This window comes from Trichocoleus sp. FACHB-6, from assembly GCF_014695815.1.
Classification (GTDB): domain Bacteria; phylum Cyanobacteriota; class Cyanobacteriia; order Cyanobacteriales; family FACHB-T130; genus Funiculus; species Funiculus sociatus.
In genome coordinates this window covers 1-24,854 of record NZ_JACJOY010000037.1, presented here as the reverse complement: position 1 = coordinate 24,854, position 24,854 = coordinate 1, and the positions used below count along the sequence as shown (strand labels likewise).

At 46.0% G+C, this 24,854-nt stretch carries 22 protein-coding genes; 10 read left to right on the top strand and 12 right to left on the bottom strand.

What is annotated here, in order from left to right; genetic code table 11:
- Positions 1 to 270 precede the first annotated feature (270 nt).
- From H6F66_RS07485 to H6F66_RS07465, 5 genes are all read right to left on the bottom strand, one after another.
- A complete protein-coding gene (locus tag H6F66_RS07485; RefSeq protein ID WP_190419802.1) occupies positions 271 to 675 on the bottom strand; it encodes a hypothetical protein in 405 nt (134 codons plus the stop codon).
- A 440-nt stretch (positions 676 to 1,115) separates the two neighbouring features.
- The gene (locus H6F66_RS07480; protein WP_190419799.1) at positions 1,116 to 2,567 is read right to left on the bottom strand and encodes a deoxyribodipyrimidine photo-lyase; all 1,452 of its coding nucleotides are present in this window, start codon (positions 2,565 to 2,567) and stop codon (positions 1,116 to 1,118) included.
- Between the two features lie 520 nt (positions 2,568 to 3,087).
- Complete coding sequence (locus H6F66_RS07475) at positions 3,088 to 3,636, bottom strand: NUDIX hydrolase (protein ID WP_190419796.1); 549 nt, start codon at positions 3,634 to 3,636, stop codon at positions 3,088 to 3,090.
- Positions 3,637 to 3,642: 6 nt separating this feature from the next.
- Positions 3,643 to 4,134 (bottom strand): 2-amino-4-hydroxy-6-hydroxymethyldihydropteridine diphosphokinase, encoded by a 492-nt coding sequence (gene folK, locus H6F66_RS07470; protein WP_190419794.1) that lies wholly within the window; start codon positions 4,132 to 4,134, stop codon positions 3,643 to 3,645.
- Positions 4,135 to 4,241: 107 nt separating this feature from the next.
- Complete coding sequence (locus H6F66_RS07465; protein WP_190419792.1) at positions 4,242 to 4,688, bottom strand: CAAD domain-containing protein; 447 nt, start codon at positions 4,686 to 4,688, stop codon at positions 4,242 to 4,244.
- Positions 4,689 to 4,957: 269 nt separating this feature from the next.
- On the opposite strand from H6F66_RS07465, the gene H6F66_RS07460 reads away from it, so the two are divergent.
- The 7 genes from H6F66_RS07460 to H6F66_RS07430 all read left to right on the top strand — a co-directional run bounded on the left by H6F66_RS07460 (position 4,958) and on the right by H6F66_RS07430 (position 11,681).
- On the top strand, positions 4,958 to 5,308 hold the full coding sequence (locus tag H6F66_RS07460) for an iron-sulfur cluster assembly accessory protein (protein ID WP_190419790.1): 351 nt from the start codon (positions 4,958 to 4,960) through the stop codon (positions 5,306 to 5,308).
- Between the two features lie 100 nt (positions 5,309 to 5,408).
- The gene (gene rpsL, locus H6F66_RS07455; protein WP_190419788.1) at positions 5,409 to 5,798 is read left to right on the top strand and encodes a 30S ribosomal protein S12; all 390 of its coding nucleotides are present in this window, start codon (positions 5,409 to 5,411) and stop codon (positions 5,796 to 5,798) included.
- Between the two features lie 491 nt (positions 5,799 to 6,289).
- Entirely contained in the window at positions 6,290 to 6,760 is a 471-nt protein-coding gene (gene rpsG / locus H6F66_RS07450; RefSeq protein ID WP_190419786.1) for a 30S ribosomal protein S7, read from the top strand.
- Positions 6,761 to 6,865: 105 nt separating this feature from the next.
- Complete coding sequence (fusA, locus tag H6F66_RS07445; RefSeq protein WP_190419784.1) at positions 6,866 to 8,941, top strand: elongation factor G; 2,076 nt, start codon at positions 6,866 to 6,868, stop codon at positions 8,939 to 8,941.
- Positions 8,942 to 9,056: 115 nt separating this feature from the next.
- Positions 9,057 to 10,286 carry an elongation factor Tu gene (tuf, locus tag H6F66_RS07440; RefSeq protein ID WP_190419782.1) on the top strand — a complete coding sequence of 410 codons (1,230 nt, stop codon included), beginning with the start codon at positions 9,057 to 9,059 and terminating at the stop codon, positions 10,284 to 10,286.
- A gap of 170 nt (positions 10,287 to 10,456) precedes the next feature.
- Positions 10,457 to 10,774, top strand: a complete 318-nt coding sequence (rpsJ, locus tag H6F66_RS07435; protein WP_190415403.1) for a 30S ribosomal protein S10 — start codon at positions 10,457 to 10,459, stop codon at positions 10,772 to 10,774.
- A 265-nt stretch (positions 10,775 to 11,039) separates the two neighbouring features.
- Positions 11,040 to 11,681, top strand: coding sequence for an LON peptidase substrate-binding domain-containing protein (locus H6F66_RS07430; RefSeq protein WP_190419780.1), 642 nt, complete (start codon positions 11,040 to 11,042; stop codon positions 11,679 to 11,681).
- A gap of 58 nt (positions 11,682 to 11,739) precedes the next feature.
- Here H6F66_RS07430 and H6F66_RS07425 read toward each other — a convergent pair whose 3' ends face one another.
- On the bottom strand, positions 11,740 to 13,143 hold the full coding sequence (locus H6F66_RS07425) for a hypothetical protein (protein WP_190419778.1): 1,404 nt from the start codon (positions 13,141 to 13,143) through the stop codon (positions 11,740 to 11,742).
- 68 nt (positions 13,144 to 13,211) lie between these two features.
- Positions 13,212 to 14,057 (bottom strand): prephenate dehydratase, encoded by an 846-nt coding sequence (gene pheA / locus H6F66_RS07420; RefSeq protein WP_190419776.1) that lies wholly within the window; start codon positions 14,055 to 14,057, stop codon positions 13,212 to 13,214.
- A 334-nt stretch (positions 14,058 to 14,391) separates the two neighbouring features.
- Between pheA and H6F66_RS07415 the strand changes: the two genes are divergently transcribed.
- Positions 14,392 to 14,979 (top strand): DUF1997 domain-containing protein, encoded by a 588-nt coding sequence (locus H6F66_RS07415; protein ID WP_190419774.1) that lies wholly within the window; start codon positions 14,392 to 14,394, stop codon positions 14,977 to 14,979.
- A gap of 96 nt (positions 14,980 to 15,075) precedes the next feature.
- On the opposite strand, the gene H6F66_RS07410 is transcribed toward H6F66_RS07415, so the two are convergent.
- The 3 genes from H6F66_RS07410 to H6F66_RS07400 form a co-directional block, all read right to left on the bottom strand.
- The gene (locus tag H6F66_RS07410; protein ID WP_199295316.1) at positions 15,076 to 15,678 is read right to left on the bottom strand and encodes a ribonuclease HII; all 603 of its coding nucleotides are present in this window, start codon (positions 15,676 to 15,678) and stop codon (positions 15,076 to 15,078) included.
- A 239-nt stretch (positions 15,679 to 15,917) separates the two neighbouring features.
- Positions 15,918 to 18,083 (bottom strand): Rne/Rng family ribonuclease, encoded by a 2,166-nt coding sequence (locus tag H6F66_RS07405; RefSeq protein ID WP_190419772.1) that lies wholly within the window; start codon positions 18,081 to 18,083, stop codon positions 15,918 to 15,920.
- A gap of 607 nt (positions 18,084 to 18,690) precedes the next feature.
- Positions 18,691 to 19,851, bottom strand: a complete 1,161-nt coding sequence (locus tag H6F66_RS07400) for an IscS subfamily cysteine desulfurase (RefSeq protein WP_190419885.1) — start codon at positions 19,849 to 19,851, stop codon at positions 18,691 to 18,693.
- A gap of 440 nt (positions 19,852 to 20,291) precedes the next feature.
- Here H6F66_RS07400 and H6F66_RS27570 point away from each other — a divergent pair, with 440 nt between their 5' ends.
- Positions 20,292 to 20,501, top strand: a complete 210-nt coding sequence (locus tag H6F66_RS27570; RefSeq protein WP_199295312.1) for a Uma2 family endonuclease — start codon at positions 20,292 to 20,294, stop codon at positions 20,499 to 20,501.
- 91 nt (positions 20,502 to 20,592) lie between these two features.
- On the opposite strand, the gene H6F66_RS07390 is transcribed toward H6F66_RS27570, so the two are convergent.
- Complete coding sequence (locus tag H6F66_RS07390; protein ID WP_190419770.1) at positions 20,593 to 22,377, bottom strand: serine/threonine-protein kinase; 1,785 nt, start codon at positions 22,375 to 22,377, stop codon at positions 20,593 to 20,595.
- A gap of 640 nt (positions 22,378 to 23,017) precedes the next feature.
- Between H6F66_RS07390 and H6F66_RS07380 the strand changes: the two genes are divergently transcribed.
- Positions 23,018 to 23,176 carry a hypothetical protein gene (locus H6F66_RS07380; RefSeq protein ID WP_190419766.1) on the top strand — a complete coding sequence of 53 codons (159 nt, stop codon included), beginning with the start codon at positions 23,018 to 23,020 and terminating at the stop codon, positions 23,174 to 23,176.
- Positions 23,177 to 23,387: 211 nt separating this feature from the next.
- Here the strand turns inward: H6F66_RS07380 and H6F66_RS07375 are convergent, their stop codons facing one another.
- Positions 23,388 to 24,755: a WD40 repeat domain-containing protein gene (locus H6F66_RS07375; RefSeq protein WP_190419764.1), complete on the bottom strand. Its 1,368-nt coding sequence runs from the start codon at positions 24,753 to 24,755 to the stop codon at positions 23,388 to 23,390.
- Between the last annotated feature and the right edge of the window lie 99 nt (positions 24,756 to 24,854).

Below are 24,854 nucleotides of genomic sequence, written 5' to 3'. Positions count from 1 at the left end.
TGATTGAGATGGTTTGCCTAGTGCTGATGTGCCACTTTATAATCCGATAACTTAGGGTTGTTTTATCCCATGTCACTAAATATTTACTAGGTATATGTTTAGCCCCCCAATTTATCCTTGGGGTTGGGGGGATTGGATATGTAGGTTAGAGGATAAGAAAAATGAACCGCATTAGGGTTAGCGTTAGCGTTAGCGAAGCCATGCGCGATCGCGCTTTAGAGGCAAAAGACAAGGAAAGATAAGAAGAAAAATTTCGCTCAACCTTTAGTGCTAGTTCATTTCAACTTCATTGGTGTTGGAGCTGTACACTTTACTGGGATACTGGGTTTCAAAATATGCGATCGCTGCTTCCCCAAAACTCCAAATTGCTCCGGCTCCGAGTGCAGGCTTTATTAGTTTGGAAATGAAGGGTATATTAGAAGACACTTCGACTGCTATTTTATACAGCGCATCAGCCCCTCCTCCCACCATAACTGCACCAGCTAAGGCAGATGCTCCGCCTGCGGCGACAACATCAACGTCATAAATTCTGGCAATTCGATTTACAACAGCTATCTCGGCAAAAGTCATCCCAGCTGCGAACAGAAACGGTATATCTATTACACCTGCTGCTGCACCTGCACCCATAATCAAGATTAATTCTTCTCTGGCTTGATCGCGGCACAATTTAGACACGTTAGATTTCTCCAGACAAAACTCATTGCTTGTTTCTGTCCAATTAAAGCCGACAAAATCAGAAAGCCGCAAGTTTTTAGACTTAGTAGTTTGGGAACTTGAAACTGGTAGTATCCCGTATTTGCAAATTGCCTATAGCCTTCCAGTCTCTGGCTACACAGACAAAGCTTACCGACCCAGGACTAATTGAGTCCGCGCAGGCGGACTTGGTTGAATAGACGCGAAGCAACTTCTGCCCCCTTTCTTCTTGTTGGCGAAGCCTGCGCGTTGGCGTTAGCCTCGCTTTAGTGATAGCGCGGGGGTTGGCGTAGCCGCGATTTCCTTTTGTCCTGGTATTTTTGCCAAACTGGGATGTAGCCCTTAGAACGAAGCCCAACACATAAGCCTTGCTGGGCTTCGTTGTTTAACCCCACCTACGCTATGTGAATGCAACGCCAGTATTACGTAGTTAATGTCTTATCAAACTGCTCTTTCTGCTGTTGGTAGCGTTCCTTGTACTGGCGTTGGCGCTTGTTGTGATCCACAATTGGCGCAGGATAACCAACAGCTTCACTCTCCAAAGCTGGAATCTTTCCAGTAACCAAATATTCTGTATCTACAGAGCGCAATTCTGGCACCCATTCCCGGATATAATCACCGTCTGGATCGAACTTCTGAGCTTGAGTAGCTGGGTTGAAAATTCTTACTGGCTTCGGGTCCATGCCACTCGAAGCACTCCACTGCCAACCACCATTATTGGCCGAAAGATCCCAATCATAAAGCTTCTGCATAAAGTATTTTTCACCTTTACGCGGATCGATGAGCAAGTCTTTGGTGAGAAAATTAGCGACAATCATCCGACAACGGTTGTGCATCCAGCCAATTTCATTCATTTGCCGCATCGCTGCATCTACAATCGGGTAGCCAGTTCTCCCCTCACACCACGCTTGGAAATCTTCCTCGTTGTTTTCATAAGGGAAATTTTGTAAAAGTTCGCGAAAAGCACCTTCTGCTAATTCTGGGAACCAATACATCGCGTGTTGATAAAATTCTCGCCACGCCAGTTCCTGTTGCCATCCCCGGATGCTAGATTGTTCTTCATCGCTGCGGCTGTTCTCCAAAGCAGTTTCCGTAGCTTTCCAAACTGTGCGAATACCAATAACGCCAAATTTTAAGGCTGCACTGAGTTGAGATGTTCCATGAACTGCGGGAAAATTGCGCTGTTCTTTGTATTCGCCCAGATGAGAGTCACAAAATTCTTCCAGCTTTTCTTGCGCCGCAGCTTCCCCCGGTTGTGTCACCAATTCATTATCCCAGACAAATCCCAAATCCTTTGCTGTAGGCAATTCCACCACTCCAGACTGATGCGCTGCTTCTTGTTCGGCTGGGGTTAAATTTTCAGCATCTTTGAGTTCTTCTACTGGCTCAGTTTTGGGTTTACTGCTCCAGTTTCTCCAGAAAGGAGTGTAAACTGTGTAGGGTTTATTTGAACCTGTGAAAATATCTTCTGGTGAGTGTAATAACTGATCCCAATTATTCTGTACTTCGATACCCTTTGTTTTGAGAGTTTCAGTGACAATGCGATCGCGTTCTTTCGAGTACGGTTCCACATCCCAATTCCAGAATACTGCCTTAGCATTCAAAGCCGCAGCCAAAGCAGGTATCGCTTGAGTCGGATTATCGTGCAGAATCAACAACTGGCTACCAGCCTGCTGATAACGCTCTTTAAGTGACTGCAAACTGCCAATCATGTATACCATTCTTGCAGGTGCCACATCATCCCTTTCCAAAATATTCGGATCTAGGCAAAAAACACCTACAACTTTCTGACTCCGCTTACGTGCCGCAGCCAGTCCAATATTATCCGAAATGCGTAAATCGCGACGATGCCAAAACAAAATCAGGTCAGACATTTATTAAATCTTTTATTTCAGAGGCTTATTCTTTCAGCTTAAAAGCTGGTAACGTGCGTGTTATCAGTCTTGCGAATTATTCCTTATGCAACATACAGAATCAATCTTTTTTGTGTGTAACTTTGCTATCTGAAGCGTTAAAAAACATCACAAAATCTCTATCAAAATAAATATTTAAAGCCGCATTCTAACTTTCCCAATCGCTTATTCCAGCAATATACCCTGTTAATTATTTATATATTTATTTTACTTATTATTAGATTCAATCCGACTTTCAAAAATTCCTAATATCGTTCCTATATTATTCAAATTTATTAGTTTTTTGTTTTATAGCGTTTTTCACTTGGTTGGAGTATATCAAAATTCTTACCTTCCCGCGACATTTCTAGGAACGTGGCATTGCCATGTCCCTACAGATGTATGGCACCCAATAGAGAATTGCTATATAATAAATGTGCCACTTTTCTATAACTATTTTATTATATTTTCTGGGGCAAGCAAGATGCTCAGCCTATTTTATTTACTTCAAAAACGGACGAGCTAAAAAGAAACTAGAAATCGATTTGGCATCTACAGGTTCGCCTGCCAAAATCGCTTTTTCAAACTCTTCAGGAGTCATCAAAACGGTTTCAATATCTTCATCGACATCTTGCTGGGGAGGCTTTTCTAACAGTTCCAAATCTTGAGCTAAAAAAGCATAAATAAACTCATCAGAATAACCAGGCGCTAAGGAAAACTTACCCAAGTTTTGCCATTTGTGAGCGCGATACCCGGTTTCTTCTTCTATCTCCCGCTTAATCGTCTCCGCCGGGTCTTCATTCGGCTCTATTGTTCCCGCCGGAAACTCCAAAAGTCGCCCCTGAACTGCAAAGCGATATTGCCGCAATAGTATCAGTTTACCCTCTGGCGTGACTGGCACGGCAAGCGCTCCGCCCGGATGACGAACGCATTCCCACTCACCCTCAGCACCATTGGGGAGGCGCAGGCGGGTAACTTCATAGTTAAATTTACGCCCTTTATAGAATAGGCGTTGTTGTAAAACTGTTGGCGGTTCTTGACCCAGCGACATAGTAAATTACAATCGGCGGACTCCTGAACAGTCTACAGCCTGAACCAGTTGCGCGATCGCTTTCCCCGAAACTGGCTCTATCCAATCTGGCGCAATTTCCGCCAAAGGAACCAGCACAAAAGCTCTTTCCCCCATTCGAGGGTGAGGTAGCTCAAGTGTCGGCGTATCTAAGATTACATCATCAAATAGAAGTATATCTAAGTCAAGGGTTCTTGCCCCCCAGCGTTCTTTTCGGATGCGACCAAACTGCGCTTCAATTCTCAGCAGCGTCTCTAACAATTCCTGGGGCGTCAGCTTGACATCCAACAATGCACAACCATTCAAGTAATCTGGTTGCGGTGGCCCTATAGGTACAGTTTGATACCAACTAGACCGTGCTATTACGGTAATTCCGGGAGTTGCGTCCAGAATTTCCAAAGCTGCTGTGAGGATAGCGCGGCTGTCACCGAGATTGCTACCAAGAGCGATTGCGCTTTTGGTACACTTTTCTAATCCCATTTTCCTAATATGCTACACACAAATCCCCTCAAAGCCCCCCAATTTATCGGGGGGTTCGGGGATCTCAAATGTTGCATCAAAAACGTGAATTGATAGCAAAGAGACTGTTAGCTGTCTAAATTTCCTCTGCCTAAATATTGATCTTTAAAGCTGTTAATTTCCTCAGATAGCTCTTGGCGGCTGGAAGCCCGGAGTAAATAGCGGTTAATGAACCAAATTGTGTATCCTAGACCAATCAGATTCAAAGTCGAATCTAGCAAAGGCAAGTCATCAATTGCATCCAGCAAAGCCAGCGTCAGCTTTAAGGTAATCAAAGACGCAAAAATTAGCCCAACTGTAATTAGCGGTCGGCTGTATGACTTGAAAAAGTTGCCAATATAATTTGGCATCTTATCTAGAAAATCAGCAATTTTTTCCCCGACCTGCTGCCATTGAGAATTAAAGTTTTCTGTCGATAGCCTTTTTTCTCCCAAGGTTTCTGAGTTTACCTCTACCTCAAGCTTGATGTTTTCAGCTTCTGCCGTATCGTCGGAGCGTGAAAGTTCAGGATTCATATCAATTTTTGGGAATGACAACAACTTGATGCGTTAATTACGGCGGCGATTGTTCTATTTCTGGCTTGTCTTATGAAGATAGCGAGGTTAATCCTGCGCTTGGAAGTCATTATCTACTAAAATGATGAAAAACAAGCATTTTAAAGCAAAATTAACAGAACAACCTTGCTCTGTCGCCGCTCTCCAAGGCTCTCATCCATAAAAATAGCCGAGTATTGCCGTAACCGCCTCTAGCATTGGTTGTAGCCCCTATAAAAGTAACTTAGTTTATGATTCATCTGAGTAAGGCAGCAGCTAGCGAGATTAAGCGTCTGCAATCTAAGCGTCACAACTCCAAGAATCTCCAATTCCGTTTGGGAGTTCAAAGTGGTGGTTGTTCCAGAATGTCCTACACGCTAGGATTTGAAGAAGTTGTGACCCCAGGCGATCGCGTATATGATTGCGATGGGATTCAAGTAGTGGTGGACGAGCAAAGCCTAAATTACATCAACGATCTCACCCTGGATTACTCAGAGGATCTTATGGGTGGGGGGTTTCGCTTCCACAACCCAAAAGCCAAAGAAAGCTGTGGCTGCGGTAACTCTTTCTCAACTAATGAGCCGACGACAACCGACAGATAAAGTAGAAAACTCCACAAATTGACACAAAGTTACTAATGGTGCTAAACTCAGAATTTGTCTGCATTCGGTTCAACTAAAGGCTCTGTAAATCCCGTAACTCATGCCCACAATCCAGCAGCTCATCCGTAATGAGCGCCTAAGCACAAACAAGAAAACTAAGTCGCCAGCTCTCAAGAGCTGTCCGCAGCGTCGGGGTGTCTGCACCAGAGTATACACAACGACACCAAAGAAACCTAACTCAGCTCTCCGGAAAGTAGCAAGAGTTCGTCTGACTTCAGGCTTTGAAGTAACGGCGTATATCCCCGGAATCGGTCATAACTTGCAAGAACACTCCGTGGTAATGATTCGGGGTGGAAGGGTTAAGGACTTGCCAGGAGTTCGTTACCACATTATTCGCGGAACGCTAGACACGGCGGGAGTAAAAGATCGTCGTCAAGGTCGTTCTAAGTACGGCACTAAACGGCCTAAAGAAGCTGGCGCGAAGAAGTAAGCTTTGCCGAAAGCTACCATTACGGTGTTTGGAAAGCCAAAATGTTCGCAGTTGTGCGATTGCACTTTCCTTAGTCGCGGGAACATCCCTCTCTCGTGCTAAAACTGGGATGAAACCCAGGCAATAATGGTAGAGTTGGATAAAGTATGTTTTAACTGGATTCTGTGCGATGAGAAGCATCAGAGATGTTATAGAAGCGTAGAGTCACACCTGATGCGGTAGAGATACCAACAAAAGCTAGGGGGTGTGAATCCAGTAAAATATATCTGAATCCAGGAAAGATTGCTTCGTTGTTGGCAACGAGGCAAAAAGAAATTAACGCGCTGGGGACAGGACGTAACTGTTATGTATGGGCGAATTTTACTCAATGTGAAATTCCCACAGTAGACTTTCCTGAACCCACAAAGAGGCTTGTTAAACAAAAAATCCCATCAAGAGGCGCGTCCATTGGGATTTAAGAAATTCTGCATTTTATTCATTGAAGGCTTACTATGTCTCGTCGTACCGTAGTTAAAAAGCGTCCTGTTCCCCCCGATCCAGTTTATAACAGCCGCCTGGTCAGCATGATGGTGCGGCGGATTATGAGAAGCGGCAAGAAATCCATAGCTTTAGGGATTATCTATGACGCACTGAAAACCATTGAGGAAAGAACAGGTAGCGATGCTTTGGAAACTTTTGAAAAAGCAGTTCGCAATGTCACCCCTCTGGTGGAAGTAAAAGCGCGTCGCGTGGGCGGTGCCACATACCAGGTGCCAATGGAAGTCCGTGCTGACAGAGGAACAGCCTTAGCATTGCGCTGGCTGATTCAATTTTCCCGCTCTCGTCCAGGCCGCACAATGGCAGGCAAACTGGCAAATGAGTTAATGGATGCTGCTAACGAAACAGGGAACGCCATTCGTAAGCGGGAAGAAACGCACCGGATGGCAGAAGCGAATAAAGCTTTTGCACATTATCGGTACTAAATACGGACTCGCATCCATCAAAGGTGAAAACCTTTAACAAAGTATACAATTATAAACAGAGAGTAACGCCCGCATCCCATGCGGCACAGATAAAAGGAGGTAACTGTGGCACGTACCGTCCCGCTTGAAAGAACACGCAATATCGGAATTGCGGCCCACATAGACGCGGGCAAGACAACAACAACAGAACGGATTCTGTTCTATTCAGGTATCGTTCATAAAATTGGTGAAGTACACGAGGGAACGGCTACCACTGACTGGATGGAGCAGGAGCGGGAGCGGGGCATCACCATCACTGCTGCCGCTATCAGCACCAGTTGGCGGGATCACCAGATCAACATTATTGACACCCCAGGACACGTAGACTTCACGATTGAAGTAGAACGTTCGATGCGGGTATTGGATGGCGTGATTGCCGTGTTCTGCTCGGTTGGCGGCGTGCAGCCTCAATCTGAAACTGTATGGCGACAGGCAGATAGATATAAAGTTCCTCGGATCGCCTTTGTAAACAAGATGGATCGGACTGGGGCGAACTTCTACAAAGTTTATAGCCAGATACGCGATCGCGTCCGGGCAAACGCTGTCCCAATTCAAATTCCCATCGGCGCTGAAAACGACTTTCGGGGAATTGTAGATTTGGTTCGAATGCGAGCCTACATCTACAAAGACGACCAGGGAAAAGAAGTTGAGGACACTGAGATTCCCGCCGATCTTCAGGAAGTAGCCGAAGAGTACCGCACCAAGCTCATCGAATCCGTAGCAGAAACCGATGATGTCCTGACGGAGAAGTACCTCGAAGGTGAAGAACTAACCGAACAAGAAATTCGGACGGCGTTGCGTAAAGGCACCATTGCAGGCACAATTGTCCCGCTTTTGTGCGGAAGTGCCTTTAAAAACAAGGGCGTTCAGTTGCTATTAGATGCAGTGGTAGATTACCTACCCGCACCCATTGACGTTCCCCCAATTCAAGGGCTATTGCCAGACGGCACCGAGGTCGTTAGACGCGCCAGTGATGAAGAGCCTGCGGCAGCTTTGGCTTTCAAGATTATGGCAGATCCCTATGGACGCTTGACGTTCATTCGGGTATATTCCGGCGTAATCAAAAAGGGCAGTTACATCCTCAACTCCACCAAGGGGAAAAAAGAACGCATTTCTCGCTTGATCATTCTCAAAGCTGACGAACGGATCGAGGTAGATGAAATGCGGGCTGGAGACTTGGGCGCTGCATTGGGTCTGAAAGACACCTTTACAGGCGATACCATCTGCGACGAAAACTCACCAGTGATTCTGGAGTCCCTGTTTATCCCAGAGCCAGTGATATCTGTAGCAGTGGAACCCAAAACCAAGCAGGATATGGAAAAGCTCTCCAAAGCTCTGCAATCCTTGTCTGAGGAAGATCCAACTTTCCGAGTCAATATTGACCCAGAAACCAACCAGACAGTAATTGCGGGGATGGGCGAACTGCACTTAGAAATTCTTGTAGATCGAATGCTGCGAGAGTTCAAGGTAGAAGCCAACGTCGGTGCGCCGCAAGTCGCTTACCGCGAAACCATCCGCAAACCCGTCAAAGCTGAAGGTAAATTTATCCGTCAGAGTGGTGGTAAAGGTCAGTACGGTCACGTAGTGATTCAGGTGGAGCCTGGAGAGCCTGGGACTGGGTTCGAGTTTGTCTCCAAAATTGTTGGGGGTATAGTACCTAAAGAGTACATCGGCCCAGCAGAACAAGGGATGAAAGAAGCTTGCGAATCCGGGATTGTGGCTGGATATCCCGTGATTGACCTGCGGGCAACTATGGTGGATGGGTCTTACCACGATGTAGACTCCTCAGAAATGGCTTTCAAAATCGCTGGCTCAATGGCTATTAAAGAAGCCGTGATGAAGGCTTCACCAGTGCTATTGGAGCCTATGATGAAAGTTGAGGTAGAAGCTCCTGAAAACTTCCTTGGGGACGTGATGGGAAACCTCAACTCTCGTCGCGGTCAAATTGAAGGCATGAACTCGGAACAAGGTGTTACTAAGGTAACAGCGAAAGTTCCACTCGCTGAGATGTTTGGCTATGCGACGGATATCCGGTCGATGACTCAGGGTCGGGGTATCTTCTCAATGGAGTTTAGCCATTACGAAGAAGTTCCTCGCAACGTGGCTGAAACCATCATAGCCAAGAGCAAAGGGAACGCATAATTAGTCTGCGGTCAGTTGTTAGTTATAGGTAGCTTGCCAACTGGCAACTGACGTCAGGCATCTCGCCTGGGGCTACCAACTGACAAAGGAAAAAGGAAAAAGGAACACGTAACACATGGCACGCGCAAAGTTTGAACGGACTAAACCCCACGTCAATATCGGCACAATTGGTCACGTTGACCACGGCAAAACAACCTTAACTGCTGCTATTACCATGACCCTGGCAGCAATGGGTCGGTCGAAAGCAAAGGGTTATGCCGACATTGATGCAGCGCCGGAGGAAAAGGCTCGCGGGATTACCATCAACACCGCTCACGTTGAGTATGAAACCGAATCTCGCCACTATGCCCACGTAGACTGCCCAGGTCACGCGGACTATGTGAAGAACATGATCACGGGTGCAGCTCAAATGGATGGTGCCATCCTGGTAGTGTCAGCGGCAGATGGCCCCATGCCTCAGACACGGGAACACATCCTCCTCGCTAAGCAAGTTGGCGTTCCCCAGCTAGTTGTCTTCTTGAATAAGCAAGACATGGTGGACGATGAAGAATTGTTAGAATTGGTGGAACTAGAAGTCCGGGATCTGCTGAGTTCTTACGAATTCGACGGTGACAACATTCCCATCGTGGCAGGATCAGCGCTACAAGCGTTGGAAACCATGACTGCTAATCCCAAGACCACACGGGGAACGAATGAGTGGGTAGATAAAATCTACCAGTTGATGGATGAGGTAGATTCCTACATTCCAACACCAGAGCGGGATATTGACAAGCCCTTCCTGATGGCTGTAGAAGACGTATTCTCGATCTCAGGTCGTGGTACCGTTGCTACTGGTCGTATTGAGCGGGGTAAAGTAAAAGTCGGGGAAACCGTTGCACTGGTGGGAATTCGCGACACTCGCAGCACAACCGTGACTGGGATAGAAATGTTCCAGAAGACCTTGGATGAAGGTATGGCAGGCGATAACGTCGGCGTACTGCTTCGAGGTCTCAAGAAGGAAGACATTGAGCGGGGTATGGTGCTGGCTAAGCCTGGTACAATCACTCCTCACACTCTATTTGAGTCGGAAGTCTATATCCTTCAGGAAAAAGAAGGCGGTCGGAAAACACCGTTTTTCGCAGGCTATCGCCCTCAGTTCTACGTGCGGACAACCGACGTAACTGGAACCATCAAAGCCTTTACAGCAGATGATGGTACTGATGCCGAGATGGTGATGCCGGGAGACCGCATCAAAATGACAGTTGAGTTGATCAACGCGATCGCTATTGAGCAGGGAATGCGCTTTGCTATCCGTGAAGGTGGCCGCACCATCGGTGCAGGTGTCGTTTCTAAAATCCTGAAGTAGGATTCTGACAAACAAATAAGGAGCAGAAAAGCAATTGCCTTTCTGCTCCTTATCTGTGTCGCTTAAATCAAACTTTCTAATTTTCTGGCTGGGAAATTAGGTTTCATTCATAAGATACAATCTCGAAGGCTCTAGCTTCTACCAACTACTTTGAACCTGGAAAACTGAAAATGGCAACTATCCAACAGCAAAAAATTCGCATTCGCCTTAAGGCTTTCGATCGGCGTTTGCTGGACACATCTTGCGAGAAGATTGTCGATACGGCAAACCGGACACAAGCTACAGCAATCGGTCCTATTCCCTTACCGACGCGGAAGAAAATTTACTGTCTCTTGAGATCGCCTCACGTTGATAAGGACTCGCGGGAACACTTTGAAACCCGTACCCACCGCCGCATTATTGACATTTACCAGCCTACTTCGAAGACAATTGACGCTTTGATGAAACTGGATTTGCCAGCAGGGGTGGATATTGAAGTCAAACTTTAATAGGGTTTACGCACGTCAACATGCTGTAGGGGCATGGCATTGCTATGCCCCTACAACAGAATCAGGCATTCACTAATTAACTGCGTAAGTCCTGTTTAACAGTTTGTCAGTTGTTAAGGACGAGTTCCAATTATTCCCTAACAATTGACTAATGACTATTTGTTGGCCCTTTAGAGGTTGCTCTAAAGGGCTTCGTAGTTGGGATTCTGGGGAGAAATCGGTTAAAGTAAGTAAAGAATCACACTTACCGTGAACTATAGGGACAATGGCATCCTCTTCCTCAATCGCAGTTCGAGAACTTCCCCTTTTTCCACTGCCCGAAGTGGTGCTATTTCCAGGGCGACCCCTGCCACTACATATTTTTGAGTTTCGCTACAGAATTATGATGAATACGATTCTGGATAGCGATCGCCGCTTTGGGGTCTTGATGTGGAACCCAGTTCAAGGTAAACCCGCAACTGTAGGATGCTGCGCTGAAATTATTCACTTGCAGCGTCTTCCAGACGACCGTATGAAAATATTAACCTTGGGTCAGCAGCGGTTTCGAGTTCTGGAGTACGTCCGCGAAAAGCCCTATCGAGTCGGTTTGGTGGAATGGATTGAAGACAATCCGCCAGAGAAAGATTTGCGAAGTTTGGCTACAGAGGTCGAACAGTTGCTCAGAGATGTTGTGCATCTCTCAGCCAAGTTGACTGAGCAAGATATGGAACTTCCAGAAGACCTGCCAACTCTCCCTAGAGAATTGTCTTTTTGGGTTGCCAGTAATCTTTACAATGTAGCAGCTGAACAGCAATCCCTTCTGGAAATGCAAGATACAGCAGCACGTCTGGAACGCGAAGCGGAAATTCTCACCTCTACTCGCAATCACCTAGCGGCTCGTACTGTACTCAAAGATGCGCTGAGATAGTATCAGTGAATTGCTAATTGCTAATGGCAATAAACCAAATCGCAATTAGCAATTCTGTCTAAATCCGAGCTTCTTTTTGCCAACTAAACCAGCCGTACCAGTGACGGACAGCCAGCCATACGGCGGAAAGCAATCCTGCTAAGCTAAGCGTTAGGCCGCTGTAAGGCACTAATAAACCAAAAACGGGCAGGACTGCACCGGAAATTGTGCAAATGAGCGCAGCTAAGGAAGCTCGACGGTTGTTTGCACCTAAGCCCCAGGATAAAGCTAACAAAGTTAGAGAAATTAACGTCCACGCCAAGGGCGCACTTATTAAGCGGCTGAGATAAGTCAAAGTTAGTAAGCAAGCAAAGAAAACGCCGCCGGCGATCGCTACATTTTTCAGAGTCATTGGTAGCGACAAATACAGCAATAATATCCACCACAGAAATAAAGCTGGTGCTAACAACAGCAGCCGTGGCAAAATTCCCGTATTCCGAATTGGGCCTGTCGAGGTAAAGACACCAAAGGGATTTTGTACAGAAACATTGTCATCAAATACCCAGGTGAAACGAGTGCCTTGTCCCTCGCGTTTGCTTTCAGTCGGGAGAATCCCACTGGCAAAATCAGCGTCAGGGAAGGTGGAGAGCGCCGTCAGGCGAAAGTTGGAGAGCAACTGACCATTAGCGCTATAAACCCAACGCGGCCCTCCTTGAGCCTTGTAGGCGACTTTGAAAGTAGTTTCTTGTCCAGGTTTCAAGTTGAAAGGAAAACCATAGTCACCAGGGTTTCTCTGTTGAAGCCTAGTGCCATCCCGCTCTACCTTAAAGCCTTGCAGCAGTGAGTAACCGTTAGGCGGTGGTATTTCAAAGAAAAAATTCTCAATATCGCTGAGCTGGTTGACTACTTTATATTCAGCCGTGTAGTCTACTCGGTAAATCGCCCGCCGATCTTGAACGTCTTTGCTTTGGTCAAGCTCTACCTGAATTTGCGAGCCAGCCAGCGTCAGGAAGCGATTAACCTCTCGCGTATCCTTTACCCGGACGATTTTTCCATCAACTTGAGTGTCGTAAGCATACGGCTCTTGGATCGTGTAGCGTACTTGTGGCGCTGCTTGCTCTAACCTATCCCCAGCAACAGTTTGAGCCACTTGAGTCACCTTTGCCTGTTCCCAGTTGTGGTAACGATTGCCTAAAGTTGAGGTAAGAAAAAATCCTCCCACCAGCAAAACTAAGACTAGGGCTAGATGCTGCAATCCTCTAAGTAATTGGGAGTATAGCAGCACCCATTCGCCAATGAAAATAGATTGTTCTGGCTGAACTCGACGTAGGGAAAAACTTAACAGAGCGATCGCAATTCCCAAACCGCCGACAATGAATATTAATGTGGGGAACATCCCAAGCAGCTGTCCCCCAAATTTCATTAGCTCAGCCGGATGCGTTAAATCGGGCAATCCGGGAATGCCTTGAGCAGATGGAAACATAGTTGTAGATTTGTAAAGACGCTTGTAGGTCGCGTCTGCTTTGAGTTTTAGAGACTACAATTTCATAACTAGAGTTTCCCTATTGACACAATAGAATAGCTACCAAAAATCTTCAGCGTTTCGGTGTAAGCTGTTAATTCTTTTAAGGCAGATTGAACAGAAGCTTCTCTGGCATCAGCTTCTAGGTCAGTAAAAAAAAGATAGTCACCAAGACTTCGCTTTGTCGGACGAGATTCAATTCGGCTCAAGTTAATCCCTCGACTGGCAAACACTTCCAGCGGCTTAACCAGCGCCCCCGGTACATTAGCGGGAACGCTAAAAGCTAAACTAGTATGACTGCCGCCGCCGGAAGGTTGTAAACTCAGTACCCAGAACCTGGTATAATTATCCGGATAATCATTAATAGGACAGACGAGAATTGGTAGGTGGTAGAGTTGGGCAGCTCTAGAGGATGCGATCGCTGCCGCAGTTTTATCCTCGCCCAAATACTTTAGCGCCTCCGTAGTCGCATTCATCGGCACTAGCTGCACAGAGGGCAGAAACCGCTCCAGCCACCCCTGACACTGAGCTAGAGCCTGCGGGTGCGAATAAACTGTCTTTATTTCCTCCAGAGTTTCCGCTCGTGACAACAGGGCATGAGAAATTGGCAACACATGAGCCTGTTGAATTTGCAGCTTATCCAATTGCCAGAGCGTATCCAGCGTTGTTGTCACGCTGCCCTCTACAGAATTTTCAACAGGCACGACTGCCACATCAGCCTGTCCCTGTGCCGCTGCTCGCAGCGTCTGAGCAATGCTGGGACAAGGACATAACAGCCCTTGCTGTCCCCTTTGGTTAAGCCAATTTACATAAGCCAAGGCAGCTGCTTCTGCGTAAGTGCCTGGTGGTCCCAAATGTGCAACCGATACGACCATTAAAGCTAGCCCTCAGTTTTCCGCAAGAGTTATTCTGACAACGTTTTAACCTTTATCAGTTATCAGTTACCAGGTGTCAACTACTCAGTCCGTCGCTGGGGATAGGCTGCTGGATCTAGGTTAAACCCAATAATAGTGTCTACTTGTGATGCCTGAGAAAGAGGGAAATCAACTACATAAATTTTTATCATGACAGAGCGATTCAATTAATGCACAGTTTCCTTTCAAAAGCTGTACCAGCGGAACAATCGAAACCCCCTGCAACTTTTTTAAGAACCGTAACGTAAAATTAACTTATCCTGCGTACAGAATTACATTCTGTTACCATCCTCTCATGCAAACTCAATTTGTTGCCTCCCAATCTGTTGAAATTGCTGTTCCGGAACAACCTGTTCCCATTCAGCATTATCTGCGCCAACCCCAACGTCTAGTACAAGCTCTGGTTGACCCGACTCGAATCGAACAACTCAGCGAGGAGATTTTCCGCCTGAAAATGCGCCCGTTGAGCTTTATGGCCCTCTCACTTCAACCAATTGTAGATATGAAGGTGTGGGCAGATGCAGATGGGACGGTTCACTTAAGGTCTACACGTTGTGAGATTCGCGGCATTGAGTATATCAACCAACGCTTTGCCCTTAACTTGGTTGGTAAGCTTTCGCCCTGTCAAGTAAACGGTACAACTCATCTCAAAGGTAGAGCGGATTTAGAGGTCAAAGTCGAGTTACCACAGGCTTTTTGGTTCACGCCTAAAGCTTTTATAGAAGCTACCGGGAATGGTTTGCTCAAGAGCGTGCTGTTGACGATTAAACAACGATTGATGTATCAGCTGCTATCAGACTATCGCCGCTGGGCTAACACTTGGAATCAGCAGACACCCCCACCTCAAGTTCCGGTACTGCCCGCAGACAGCCCATCGGCTTAATAAATTGAGGCTGAGCCTCGTTATTTTAGTTCCCAGGCTGGGACTGGGAACTAGGAGGGGGAGGCTCAGCCTCCAGAGAGGATATAGACTGAAAATCTACAATTTAATATCAACTCGGCAAGGACTGAAAGACCTCCGATGGAAGCGGGAGGGGCCGTGTTGTTGTAAAGCAAGTAGATGGTGAGCGGTGCCGTAACCTTTGTTCGCTGTTAAGTTGTAGGCGGGGTACTTCGCCGCCAGACGGATTATCAGGTCGTCGCGCCACACTTTAGCAACAATGCTGGCGGCGGCAATTACCAATGATTTTTCATCACCCTTGACTAGATTCTGTTGTGGGATTGGCAAGTCTGGAAGCTGCCACTTGCCATCAACCAGACAAAGCTCTGGTTGTATATTCAGCTTGATTACAGCCCGCTTCATCGCTAACAAGGATGCGTGGAAAATATTAATTTGGTCAATTTCCTGGTTGGAAGCATAACCAATTTTCCAGTCTAGAGCGATCGCTTGAATTTGTGACGCCAGTTTAGCACGGCGATAACTAGACAGCTGCTTGCTGTCTCTTACCCCGGCGGCTGAAAGTTCAGCAAAAGCAGACTTTGGTAATATTACAGCCGCCGCCACCACTGGGCCAAACAAAGCTCCGCGCCCAACTTCATCCACACCAGCAACCACTTCCCAGCCACCGAGTAACTCTGGCAAATCCGAGAGGTTAAAATTTGGTTTGCGGGAAGTCTTAACGACTGCGCCTTTGTCTACCACTTGCTGCACCGACACAATACGAAAGCTCCTTAGTAATTAGTCACTGGTTCTTAGCCATTAGTCAGCTGTCATCTTAGAAAGTTGTCAAGTTGAAACGAAGTCTTGTTCTAACAACTTTCCAACCTTCCAACCTTCTGACCGCCAACCGACTAATGGCTAACCACTAACTTCACCCTTTCTCAAGCCTCTGTTGCCGAAGACCGCCGCCGCCGCCGCCGCCGAACTAGAGACTCGCCGCTGTCTGATTCTTCACTGGGGGATGCAGAGTCAGATGCGATCGCGTCTGACTCTTCTGGGGCTTCGCCTACAACAGGTGTCACTTCCTCTATCTGTTGTTGCTGCTCGTCTGCTGTCTGATATTCCATTTCATCTACCTCAAATTCGGAGGGTAGATAAGAGGTATTATCGTCTTCGTCAGACTCAAAGGCAGAAGTCTGTGTATCCCTTTCATCTTTCGCGGCCTGGATTGAGGAAGCGATCGCTTCCGTAGATTGTGACTCTCCAGGCAAAGTAATCGACACTATCGCCGACTTCGGATTTTTCACTTCCCGCTCTAACAGCACCAACGGAGAAATTCCCATCAAAGCATAAACGTCCTGTTGCTCTGGGGTCATTTCAATTGAAACAATCTCCGGCGGTTCAATTTCCTGTCTTGAAGGCTTGGGACGCTCAGGTTTCGGCGACCGACGGACTTCTTCCACAACGGGTAGAGGCGTACTTCCCCCACCTATATATGTCTCGCTTTCGCGGATTGGTTCCGGTTCTGCCACCGGAGCTGCCCGGAAATGATTCACTATAGTCGGAGGAGTCGAAATCCGAATAGGAGTTTTTGGGGTTAATTCCTCCTTTAATGGAGGTTCACCTACACGACGGCGGCGACGACGGCGATTATTATTTGCCCCCCGCTCCTGATAGCTGGGATGATTCATCAAATCCATTGACTCGTCATCATCGTCAGCGCCTAAATCTAAAGCTTCGCTGCGACTTTCAACTGCTGGCAAAGGTATTTCCCTAATTCCAACTTCATTGCGGTAGGGTAACGTCCGTGCTTCCCTTACAGGTGTCGGCGAGGGAGGTTCGGCAATTTCTCCTCCATTTTTGTTAGCAGACTCACCCGGTAGGCGAACCATATGCCCCAAACCGCCACAACTGGGGCAGGGCTGACTAAACAACTCGTAAATATTTTGCCCTTGCCGCTTGCGAGTTAGTTCTACTAAGCCGAGTTCGGAAAGTTGAGCAATTTGTGGTCTAGCTTTGTCTGCCTTCAGTGCTTTGTTGAAGTGTTCCAGCACTTGCAGCTGATCTCGCCGTGCATCCATGTCAATAAAGTCAACAATGATGACACCAGCGATATTTCGCAACCGCAGTTGACGGGCTATTTCTGTCGCTGCTTCACTGTTTGTCCACAGCACAGTTTCTCTTGCAGTAGCAGAACGGGTGAAGGAACCTGAGTTGACATCAATCACCGTTAAAGCTTCCGTCAGCTGGATAATGATGTAGCCTCCTGAAGGTAAATCCACTCTAGGTTTGAGGGCTTCTCGAATGGCTGCATTGATGCGGAAGTATTCTAAGATAGAAAGGCGCTCGCGGTGATGGTCGATTAATACTCCTTCCGGCGACTTTCCTCCGCTCCAACTGACTAAGTATTGCTTGACTCGCTTAACTCCGGTGTGGGAATCTACGACAATTCGATTTACTTCCCCACTGTACATATCCCGCAAGACGCGCTGAATAAAATCATCGTCTCGATTTAGCAGCGCTGGTGCTCTAGTGGAGTTTACTTCTTGTTGAATCGCTTCCCACTGTTTTTGCAGTGTCTCCAAATCTTCTATGATGGCTTCTTCCGAGCGTCCCTCGGCTTCTGTCCGCACGATTAGCCCCATGCCAGCAGGTTTAATGAGAACGGCTAAGGCTCTAAGGCGGTTGCGCTCGTTTTCGCTCTTGATTTGGCGCGACAGACTCACACCCCGTCCGAAGGGCATCAATACTACATAGCGTCCAGGTAAGCTGATATTGCCTGTGAGCCTGGGGCCTTTGTTGCCTGTCGGCTCTTTCATTACTTGAACCAGAACTTTCTGTTGGGGTGCCAGTAGTTCTGTAATCGCACCAGCGGAACGTTTTAGCCGCAGGGGGCCTAAGTCAGTAACATGGATAAAGCCGTTGCGTTCGGCATCTCCAATGTTTACAAATGCGGCATCTATCCCAGGTAAGACATTTTCAACAATGCCCAGATAGATGTCTCCGACTTGGTGGCTGCCAGTAGCAACGACAAGTTCTTGAATTTGATCTTCCCAAAAGACGGCAGCAATCCGATGCTGCTCCGCGATAATAATTTGCTTCGGCATTCAATTTCCTCAAAAATTCGTAGCAAGTTTAGGCACAACAGAGAATCGGAAAGCAGAAGGCGGATTTAATTCCTTTTTCTTCCTTCTTCCTTCCTCGTTGATCCTTTCTAGGCGCCTCTCACTTTTGCTCAAAGAAATAACGGTGTAAGCCAGAAACTCTCTTTCGGTCGATTTGGTTTTACCTTCTGATTCAATGTGACAGGGGATAGATTCTAAACCCGCCCCTACGTAGAGAGAATAAAGGTGTGTTAACCCAGAATCACTGATTACAGTGACAGACATCCCTTGTAAACTCTTCCCCGATTGCATTTTTTGCCAGTGCCATGCCTTTTCAAAAGGCTGGAACACTGGAATTTGCCCAAAATGAACAGAAAGTCTCTCTCAAAAGCTATCTTGCGCGATCGCTTCCATTTCAGGTTCACTCTTAGGGGCAACCTGATAGATCCTCGATCCGCAATTGCTTCTATTGTGATGTATTATATCGCGCTGTCACTCCAATCAGACTCAACTTATGGGTAGTTGCACTCGCTTTAATTTTGGTAGTCTCAAGGACTCTTGACTAGGGAGAAGGTGAAAAGAAGATTCTCCCTTGTCCTATTGTCTCCCTTCATTGCGTTTGTTTACGCAAGCTGAAAATAGTTGCGATCGCGTGTTTTGCTACAGCTTCTATCTCAGATGCCGTATTAAACCGTCCAATTCCAAACCGAACCGAGGCGTAAGCCAGTTGTTCTGAACGTCCCAGCGCCGTCAGAACATGGGAAGCAGACACATTGGCGGCGGTACAAGCCGATCCGGAAGAAACTGCTACTACTGGCTGCAATCCTAGCAGCAGCGCCGCTCCATCCACCCCTTTTACACTGATGTTAAGGTTTCCTGGTAGTCGCTCTTTGGGGTGTCCGTTCAGATGAATTTTTTCTACCTGACTGAGTTGTTGCCAAAGGCGATCGCGCAACTGGATGAGACGTTTTGTCTCTGAGACCATGTTTACCTGCGCCAATTCTACGGCTTGGGCAAATCCGACAATCTGAGGTGTATACAGTGTACCAGAGCGCATTCCCCGCTCATGTCCACCTCCATGCAGCTGCGGTGCAATTTGGACTCTGGGGTTGCGGCGTCTGACGTAAAGAGCGCCAATACCCTTGGGCCCATAGACTTTGTGGGCAGTCATTGACATTAAATCAATGTGCATCGCCTCCACATTTAGAGGTATTTTGCCAATAGCTTGAGCAGCATCAGTGTGGAATAGTACCTGATGCTTGTGACAAATTGCCCCAATTTCTGCTAAAGGCTGTATGACACCAATTTCATTATTAGCTGCCATTACGGAAACTAAAATTGTGTCGGGACGGATAGCTTTTTCCAGTTGATCTAAATTAATCAATCCATCACTTTCAACTGGGAGAAAAGTAATTTCAAAGCCAAGAGTTTGCAAATATTTACAAGGGTCGAGAACCGCCTTATGCTCGGTTGCCACTGTAATGATGTGTCGCCCTTTGCTAAAATTAGCTTCCGCCACACCTTTAATAGCTAAATTGTTCGCTTCCGTCGCGCCGCTAGTAAAAATAATTTCTTCTGGCGTAGCGTGTATCGCTTGTGCTAAAACTTCCCTTGATTGTTTGACAGCAGCTTCAGCTTCCCAACCGTAGGAATGGCTCACGCTGGCGGGGTTGCCGAAATGCTGGGTGAAGTAAGGCATCATGGCGGCAAGTACGCGATCGTCTAGGGGCGTTGTGGAGTGACAATCGAGATAAATAGGGCGTACAGTCATACCAATTTGGGATTTAGGATTTGAGATTTGGCGGCGGTCGGAGTTTCGGAAACTCCGATGATTGGTTTGCATCAAACTATCAGGTATATTCACTTCTCGATCACTCCCCTTTTATGCTCCCTGAAGATGTGTAGCTCCACCAAATCAAAATGGTGTCAATGGGTGTCTCGAATGAGTCACAATTCTATTTTGGCAAAATTGTAAGTTGAGAAATTAAAGATACGATAGCGATAAGCAAAAGACTTGATGAAGTTCCTCTGACTGTAATACTTCAAAGATAGAGCGAAACTACAAGAACAGTTGCATCTGAGCGATCGCGACTACCAACTGGAACTACAAGATGGAAATATTGTTGTAATAACTATCAGATATCGCATCCAGCAAATTCGCACTGAGTTAGACTTCTAAGTAACTGGGTTAAGCCTCGCCGACTTAGACTGGTGTTTGATTCCATCGGTCGATTCATCATGCCCAATACAGACTTGTTTGCGCCGGACGTTGTGTTTGTCTCAGCGCAACGACTCCGGCAAACTGTACGCGACTTTGCCGAACTGGTTCCAGATTTGGTGATGGAGATAAAATCTAAAACAGACTGCATTCACCTACTACAAGAGAAAATCCAGCTATTCCTGACTCTGGAAGCGCTCTAACAGGATGTCTTAAAAGTTATTGTTGACGTGCTTACCCACTCAAAAAGGGGCTAGGGGGATCAGACACTCTCGGATACTTCTCAGACATCCTCTAAGGTTTCGCTACAAAAGTACGAATGCTTTCTTCAAATACCAGCAACTGCCGATCAAATTCATCGGCACTTGCAGAATATACAATCACCCAGAATTTATTGCCACTGGGAATGGTATAGAACATTTGTTTAATCCTTGTCCCTCCTGCCGTGAATTCGGCAACAATGCGCCCAGTTTGATAATAGTTTAAGGATACTACATTCTTTTCTAGAATTTGATACTGACTAGGCAATTGCTTAATTAATTCTTCCAGGTACTGATCAACAGTAGTTCCTGGCATTAGAGGCTCAACCGCAGCCAAAACATTAGTCAGGGAACCTACACTGTCAAGCTGGGAGTCAAAAGCCGCCAAAGAACTTTGTTTAAAAACTTCTTGTCTTCGTTGATAGTCTTGAACTAAAAGTTTTAGGTTATAGGCAATTGCCTCTGAATCTTTGTTAGGATCTCCGCCAAAATAACTTCCTGGCAACCATAACTCTGCCCCTTGTCCCTGAATTTTTTTCCAGCCATCAGGAATTGGTATCGAGTTATTTTCAGATGAGATAGAATAAGGTTCACTGGTCGAGTCAGCAATTGGTTGCTCAGGAATATTTTCACTCTTATCTGAACTAGATAATTCTGTCTCAGTTTGTGTACGAGTAGCCAGCGGGTGACTATGTGAAAATTTAAAATATTTGTAGATTGCCGGAGCGCTTAAGCGAACTAATCCTGTTGAAAGAATTGCCAACATTGTGTATTGGACTGACTGGGCAACCTTTGTAAATAATGTCTTTGTTTCAGCCTTTGGTGATTTGCGTTGAGAAGCAGCAGATGATTGTAGTTGGGTACTCAGGAGAGGATTTTGTACTGCTTTGGGTGCTACTGATGGCGGTGAGACATAGGGCTTCGGTGACTTTACAATTGGGTTAATCTCCAATAAACACTGCAAAATCATTTGAGCATTTTGAGGTCGTTTGCCAGGAAACGGTTCCATTAGGTAATCAATCAAACCGGCTAACTGCTTTGAAACTTGCGAGGCACTTTCCCGCCAGATTAATTTACCTATGCGTGGATCTTCGGGAAATTCATCGGGCGGCTTGCCTGTTAGCAAGTAGACAAAAGTGCGTCCCAAGGCATAAAAATCAGATTGTGGCACAGCTTTGCCAGTTGCTTGCTCTAGAGGCGTGTAGCCTGCTGAAACAATCCCTGTCACTTGTTGCCCTGCTACTTTCTGCATATAGGTTCCTGTAGCTTCTCTGGCAGTGCCAAAGTCAATTAATACCAGATGCCCATCTGCCCTAAGCATAATATTGGCTGGCTTAATATCCCGATGGAAAAAGTTCTGCTGATGCACCTCGTGCAGAATCTTAGTAAGCTGAGTTAGCCATTCGAGTGCTAACTTTTCATCGATAGGGCGATTCTCCCGCTGTTTTAAATACTCCTCCAAATCAAGCCCCTCAATTTTTTCCATTACCAGACAATGCAACGGCGCTTGGCTGTTTTTGGGAAAGAAGGTAAAGTATCCATCTGTTCTCGGAATCCCTGGATGATTCAGATGACTTAATACCTTGGCTTCTTGCTGAAATAGGGATATAGCTTTGGGATGTTCTGTAATTAGCACTTTGAGGACTTTAGAAGTGCCGCGATCGCTCACCTCAAAGGTTTTACCGAAGCCACCACCTCCTAAAATCTTAACTATTCGATAGCGCCCTTCCAGCAGCAATTCAGTACCGCAGGCTTGGCAAAACAACTCCGTATCGAGATTTCGCGGTTTTAGGCAATTGGGATTGATGCACAAGCTCATAAGGGCAACTGCTAGCAGAGTTTTTAATAGTGTAACCCTTGTCAACTATCTAAAAAGTTAAATTGAGGCTACACGAACAAGTATGGGGCTAATATCAATGAATGACGGTATCACGGTGGTTGAGTAAATACAGGGCAGGAGGATTAACACAACTATTAAACATTCAAACTACTCCAGGCAGAACCAGAGAGATACCCCCAGCAGTAGAATCCAGACTAAGAGAAGAATTAAAAGACCCAAAAGGATTCTCAAGTTATAAAGAAATCCAAGTATGGCTCAAAGCGATGTCCGACCTAGATGTCGGCTACACAGTAGTACATAAGTTGGTGAGATATCGTCTGAACGCGAAGTTAAAAGTACCACGACCTGTACACACGAAACAAAAAGAAGGACTAGTAGAAGAGTTTAAAAAAAATAGCTCTCAAACTAGAAGAAGCGCTGAAGCCCTTGGAGGAAGTAGTAAAAAAATATCGAAGAATTCGATATTGGTGTGGAGATGAGTCGAGGATGGGACTGATAACGCTGTCGGCTAGGAAATTAACAGGAAAAGGAGTACAGCCAGTTGGAATAGAACAATGGTGCTTTGACTACTTCTGGCTATATGGATTGGTAGAGCCTTGGACAGGAGAGAGCTTCTTCTATGAATTTTGTCATCTGGATAGCATTTGCAACAGAGAAGTATTTAGAGTTATTTGCGGAGAAATTTCCCGAAGATTCCCATGTAATTCAGCTAGATAACGGCCCCTTGCATCAGGCTCTTGATTTAGCGATACCTGAGAATGTAGCATTCTTGTTTTAACCGCATTATAGCCCTCAAGTCAATCCTATAGAAAGATTGTGGAAAGCCATAAAAAAAGAGTTGAAGTGGAAACTGTTTGATAACTTAGATGAGTTGAGAGAATCTCTCAAAAGTATTTTAGATAAGTTAAGCTTACAAAATGTCATATCTTTAACAAAATGGCAATTTATTGTTGCTGGGCTATCTGTAGCAAACATTTAGCTAATTGATATTAGGGCGATCGCCAAACCTTAATTTTTCCCTCTCCATCATTACTGACCAAGATTTTTCCATCGGGACTGAAAGCAACAGAATTAACATCACCATTAAGGTTAGAAATAGTGCTTTTTAATTTTCCGGTTTGGGGATTCCACAGCTTAATTGTCTTGTCCCTGCTACCACTGGCTAAAGTCTGTCCATCAGGGCTGAAAGCGACAGAATTAACATAATTTTTATGGGCAGAAATAGAGTATTTAGGACGGCACGCCTGCGCCCCGTTACAGCCATTTTGAAGTTCGCGCAGATTCCACAGGTTGATTTTGTCATAAATACTGCTACTGGCAAGAATTTTACCATCCGGGCTAATAGAAACAGCAGGAATAGCATCGCCTGTAGGGTCAGAGATGCTGCTAAGTAGAGTGCCTGCGGATAGATTCCATACCTTGATCGTTTTATCGGAACTGCTACTAACAAGTGTCTTTCCATCCTGGCTGATGGCAACCGATAAAACAAAATCTGAATGCCCTTTCAAGGTGTTTTTCATTTGTCCTGTCCCCAAATTCCACACCTTAATTGTCTTGTCTTTATTAGCACTGGCAAGAGTCTGTCCATCCAGACTAAAGGCAATGGAAAAAACGCGATTTTCAGATGTGGACTTCAGAGTTTGCAGCAGGTTTCCTGTTGGCAAACTCCAAACCTTGATGGTTCCATCACCACTACCACTAGCTATTTTTTGCCCATCGGAACTAAAAGCTACCGCATAAACCGCGTCTGAATGCCCTTTTAATGTACGCAGCAGTTGTCCCGTTTGCAAATTCCACAACTCAATCGAATTGCCATCGCCACCACTTGCTAAGAGTGTACTATCTGAGCTAATAGCAACTGAATAGAGGTTTTTTGAAGAGCCAGCGAGGGTATTAACTAAAGAAATAGTTTCTAAACGATTCCAAGAAATATTTGCTGTTCGTACCAGTGGCAATAAACTATTTTGTTTTGGGACGTAGTTCATTCCCGCTGTCACAGCTAAAGCAGCCGCAATACCTGTTCCAATTCCTATTAACCAACGAAATTTGTTTGTTGGGTTTGCAATACCAGTGTTATCCTTTGCTACATCTACCTGAGATACAAATAAATCAACATCAGCCAAATTTGTTTGTGCTTCAGATGGCGAATTTTGAGGCGGTAAAGTAACAGTAGCTGGGGGTTGAGTTGGAATTGGAGAAGGTGTTAGCGGATGCCTGGAGACATTATAAGTTTGAGTTGATTGAGAATTGGCCAACTCCAGCGCTTGTAAAACTTCTGTTACTCTCTGGTAGCGTTGACGGTAGTCATAGCGGATCATTTTGTCTAAAACGTTGGCGAACTGCCAGGGTAAGCTCATCTAATTTGGTATAAATTGTACTTGACAATAAATCTGGGGTCTGAGAAGTGAAAAAACAAGCAATGCGAGCGCCGGAAAATCTCCAGGAGTAGGCTGATA

Coding starts and splice junctions, on each gene's coding strand:
- H6F66_RS07480 (WP_190419799.1), bottom strand. CDS start 2,567: ATGTCTGACCTGATTTTGTTTTGGCATCGTCGCGATTTACGCATTTCG.
- H6F66_RS07475 (WP_190419796.1), bottom strand. CDS start 3,636: ATGTCGCTGGGTCAAGAACCGCCAACAGTTTTACAACAACGCCTATTC.
- folK (WP_190419794.1), bottom strand. CDS start 4,134: ATGGGATTAGAAAAGTGTACCAAAAGCGCAATCGCTCTTGGTAGCAAT.
- H6F66_RS07465 (WP_190419792.1), bottom strand. CDS start 4,688: ATGAATCCTGAACTTTCACGCTCCGACGATACGGCAGAAGCTGAAAAC.
- H6F66_RS07460 (WP_190419790.1), top strand. CDS start 4,958: ATGATTCATCTGAGTAAGGCAGCAGCTAGCGAGATTAAGCGTCTGCAA.
- rpsL (WP_190419788.1), top strand. CDS start 5,409: ATGCCCACAATCCAGCAGCTCATCCGTAATGAGCGCCTAAGCACAAAC.
- rpsG (WP_190419786.1), top strand. CDS start 6,290: ATGTCTCGTCGTACCGTAGTTAAAAAGCGTCCTGTTCCCCCCGATCCA.
- tuf (WP_190419782.1), top strand. CDS start 9,057: ATGGCACGCGCAAAGTTTGAACGGACTAAACCCCACGTCAATATCGGC.
- rpsJ (WP_190415403.1), top strand. CDS start 10,457: ATGGCAACTATCCAACAGCAAAAAATTCGCATTCGCCTTAAGGCTTTC.
- H6F66_RS07430 (WP_190419780.1), top strand. CDS start 11,040: ATGGCATCCTCTTCCTCAATCGCAGTTCGAGAACTTCCCCTTTTTCCA.
- H6F66_RS07425 (WP_190419778.1), bottom strand. CDS start 13,143: ATGTTTCCATCTGCTCAAGGCATTCCCGGATTGCCCGATTTAACGCAT.
- pheA (WP_190419776.1), bottom strand. CDS start 14,057: ATGGTCGTATCGGTTGCACATTTGGGACCACCAGGCACTTACGCAGAA.
- H6F66_RS07415 (WP_190419774.1), top strand. CDS start 14,392: ATGCAAACTCAATTTGTTGCCTCCCAATCTGTTGAAATTGCTGTTCCG.
- H6F66_RS07405 (WP_190419772.1), bottom strand. CDS start 18,083: ATGCCGAAGCAAATTATTATCGCGGAGCAGCATCGGATTGCTGCCGTC.
- H6F66_RS07400 (WP_190419885.1), bottom strand. CDS start 19,851: ATGACTGTACGCCCTATTTATCTCGATTGTCACTCCACAACGCCCCTA.
- H6F66_RS07390 (WP_190419770.1), bottom strand. CDS start 22,377: ATGAGCTTGTGCATCAATCCCAATTGCCTAAAACCGCGAAATCTCGAT.
- H6F66_RS07380 (WP_190419766.1), top strand. CDS start 23,018: ATGAATTTTGTCATCTGGATAGCATTTGCAACAGAGAAGTATTTAGAG.
- H6F66_RS07375 (WP_190419764.1), bottom strand. CDS start 24,755: ATGAGCTTACCCTGGCAGTTCGCCAACGTTTTAGACAAAATGATCCGC.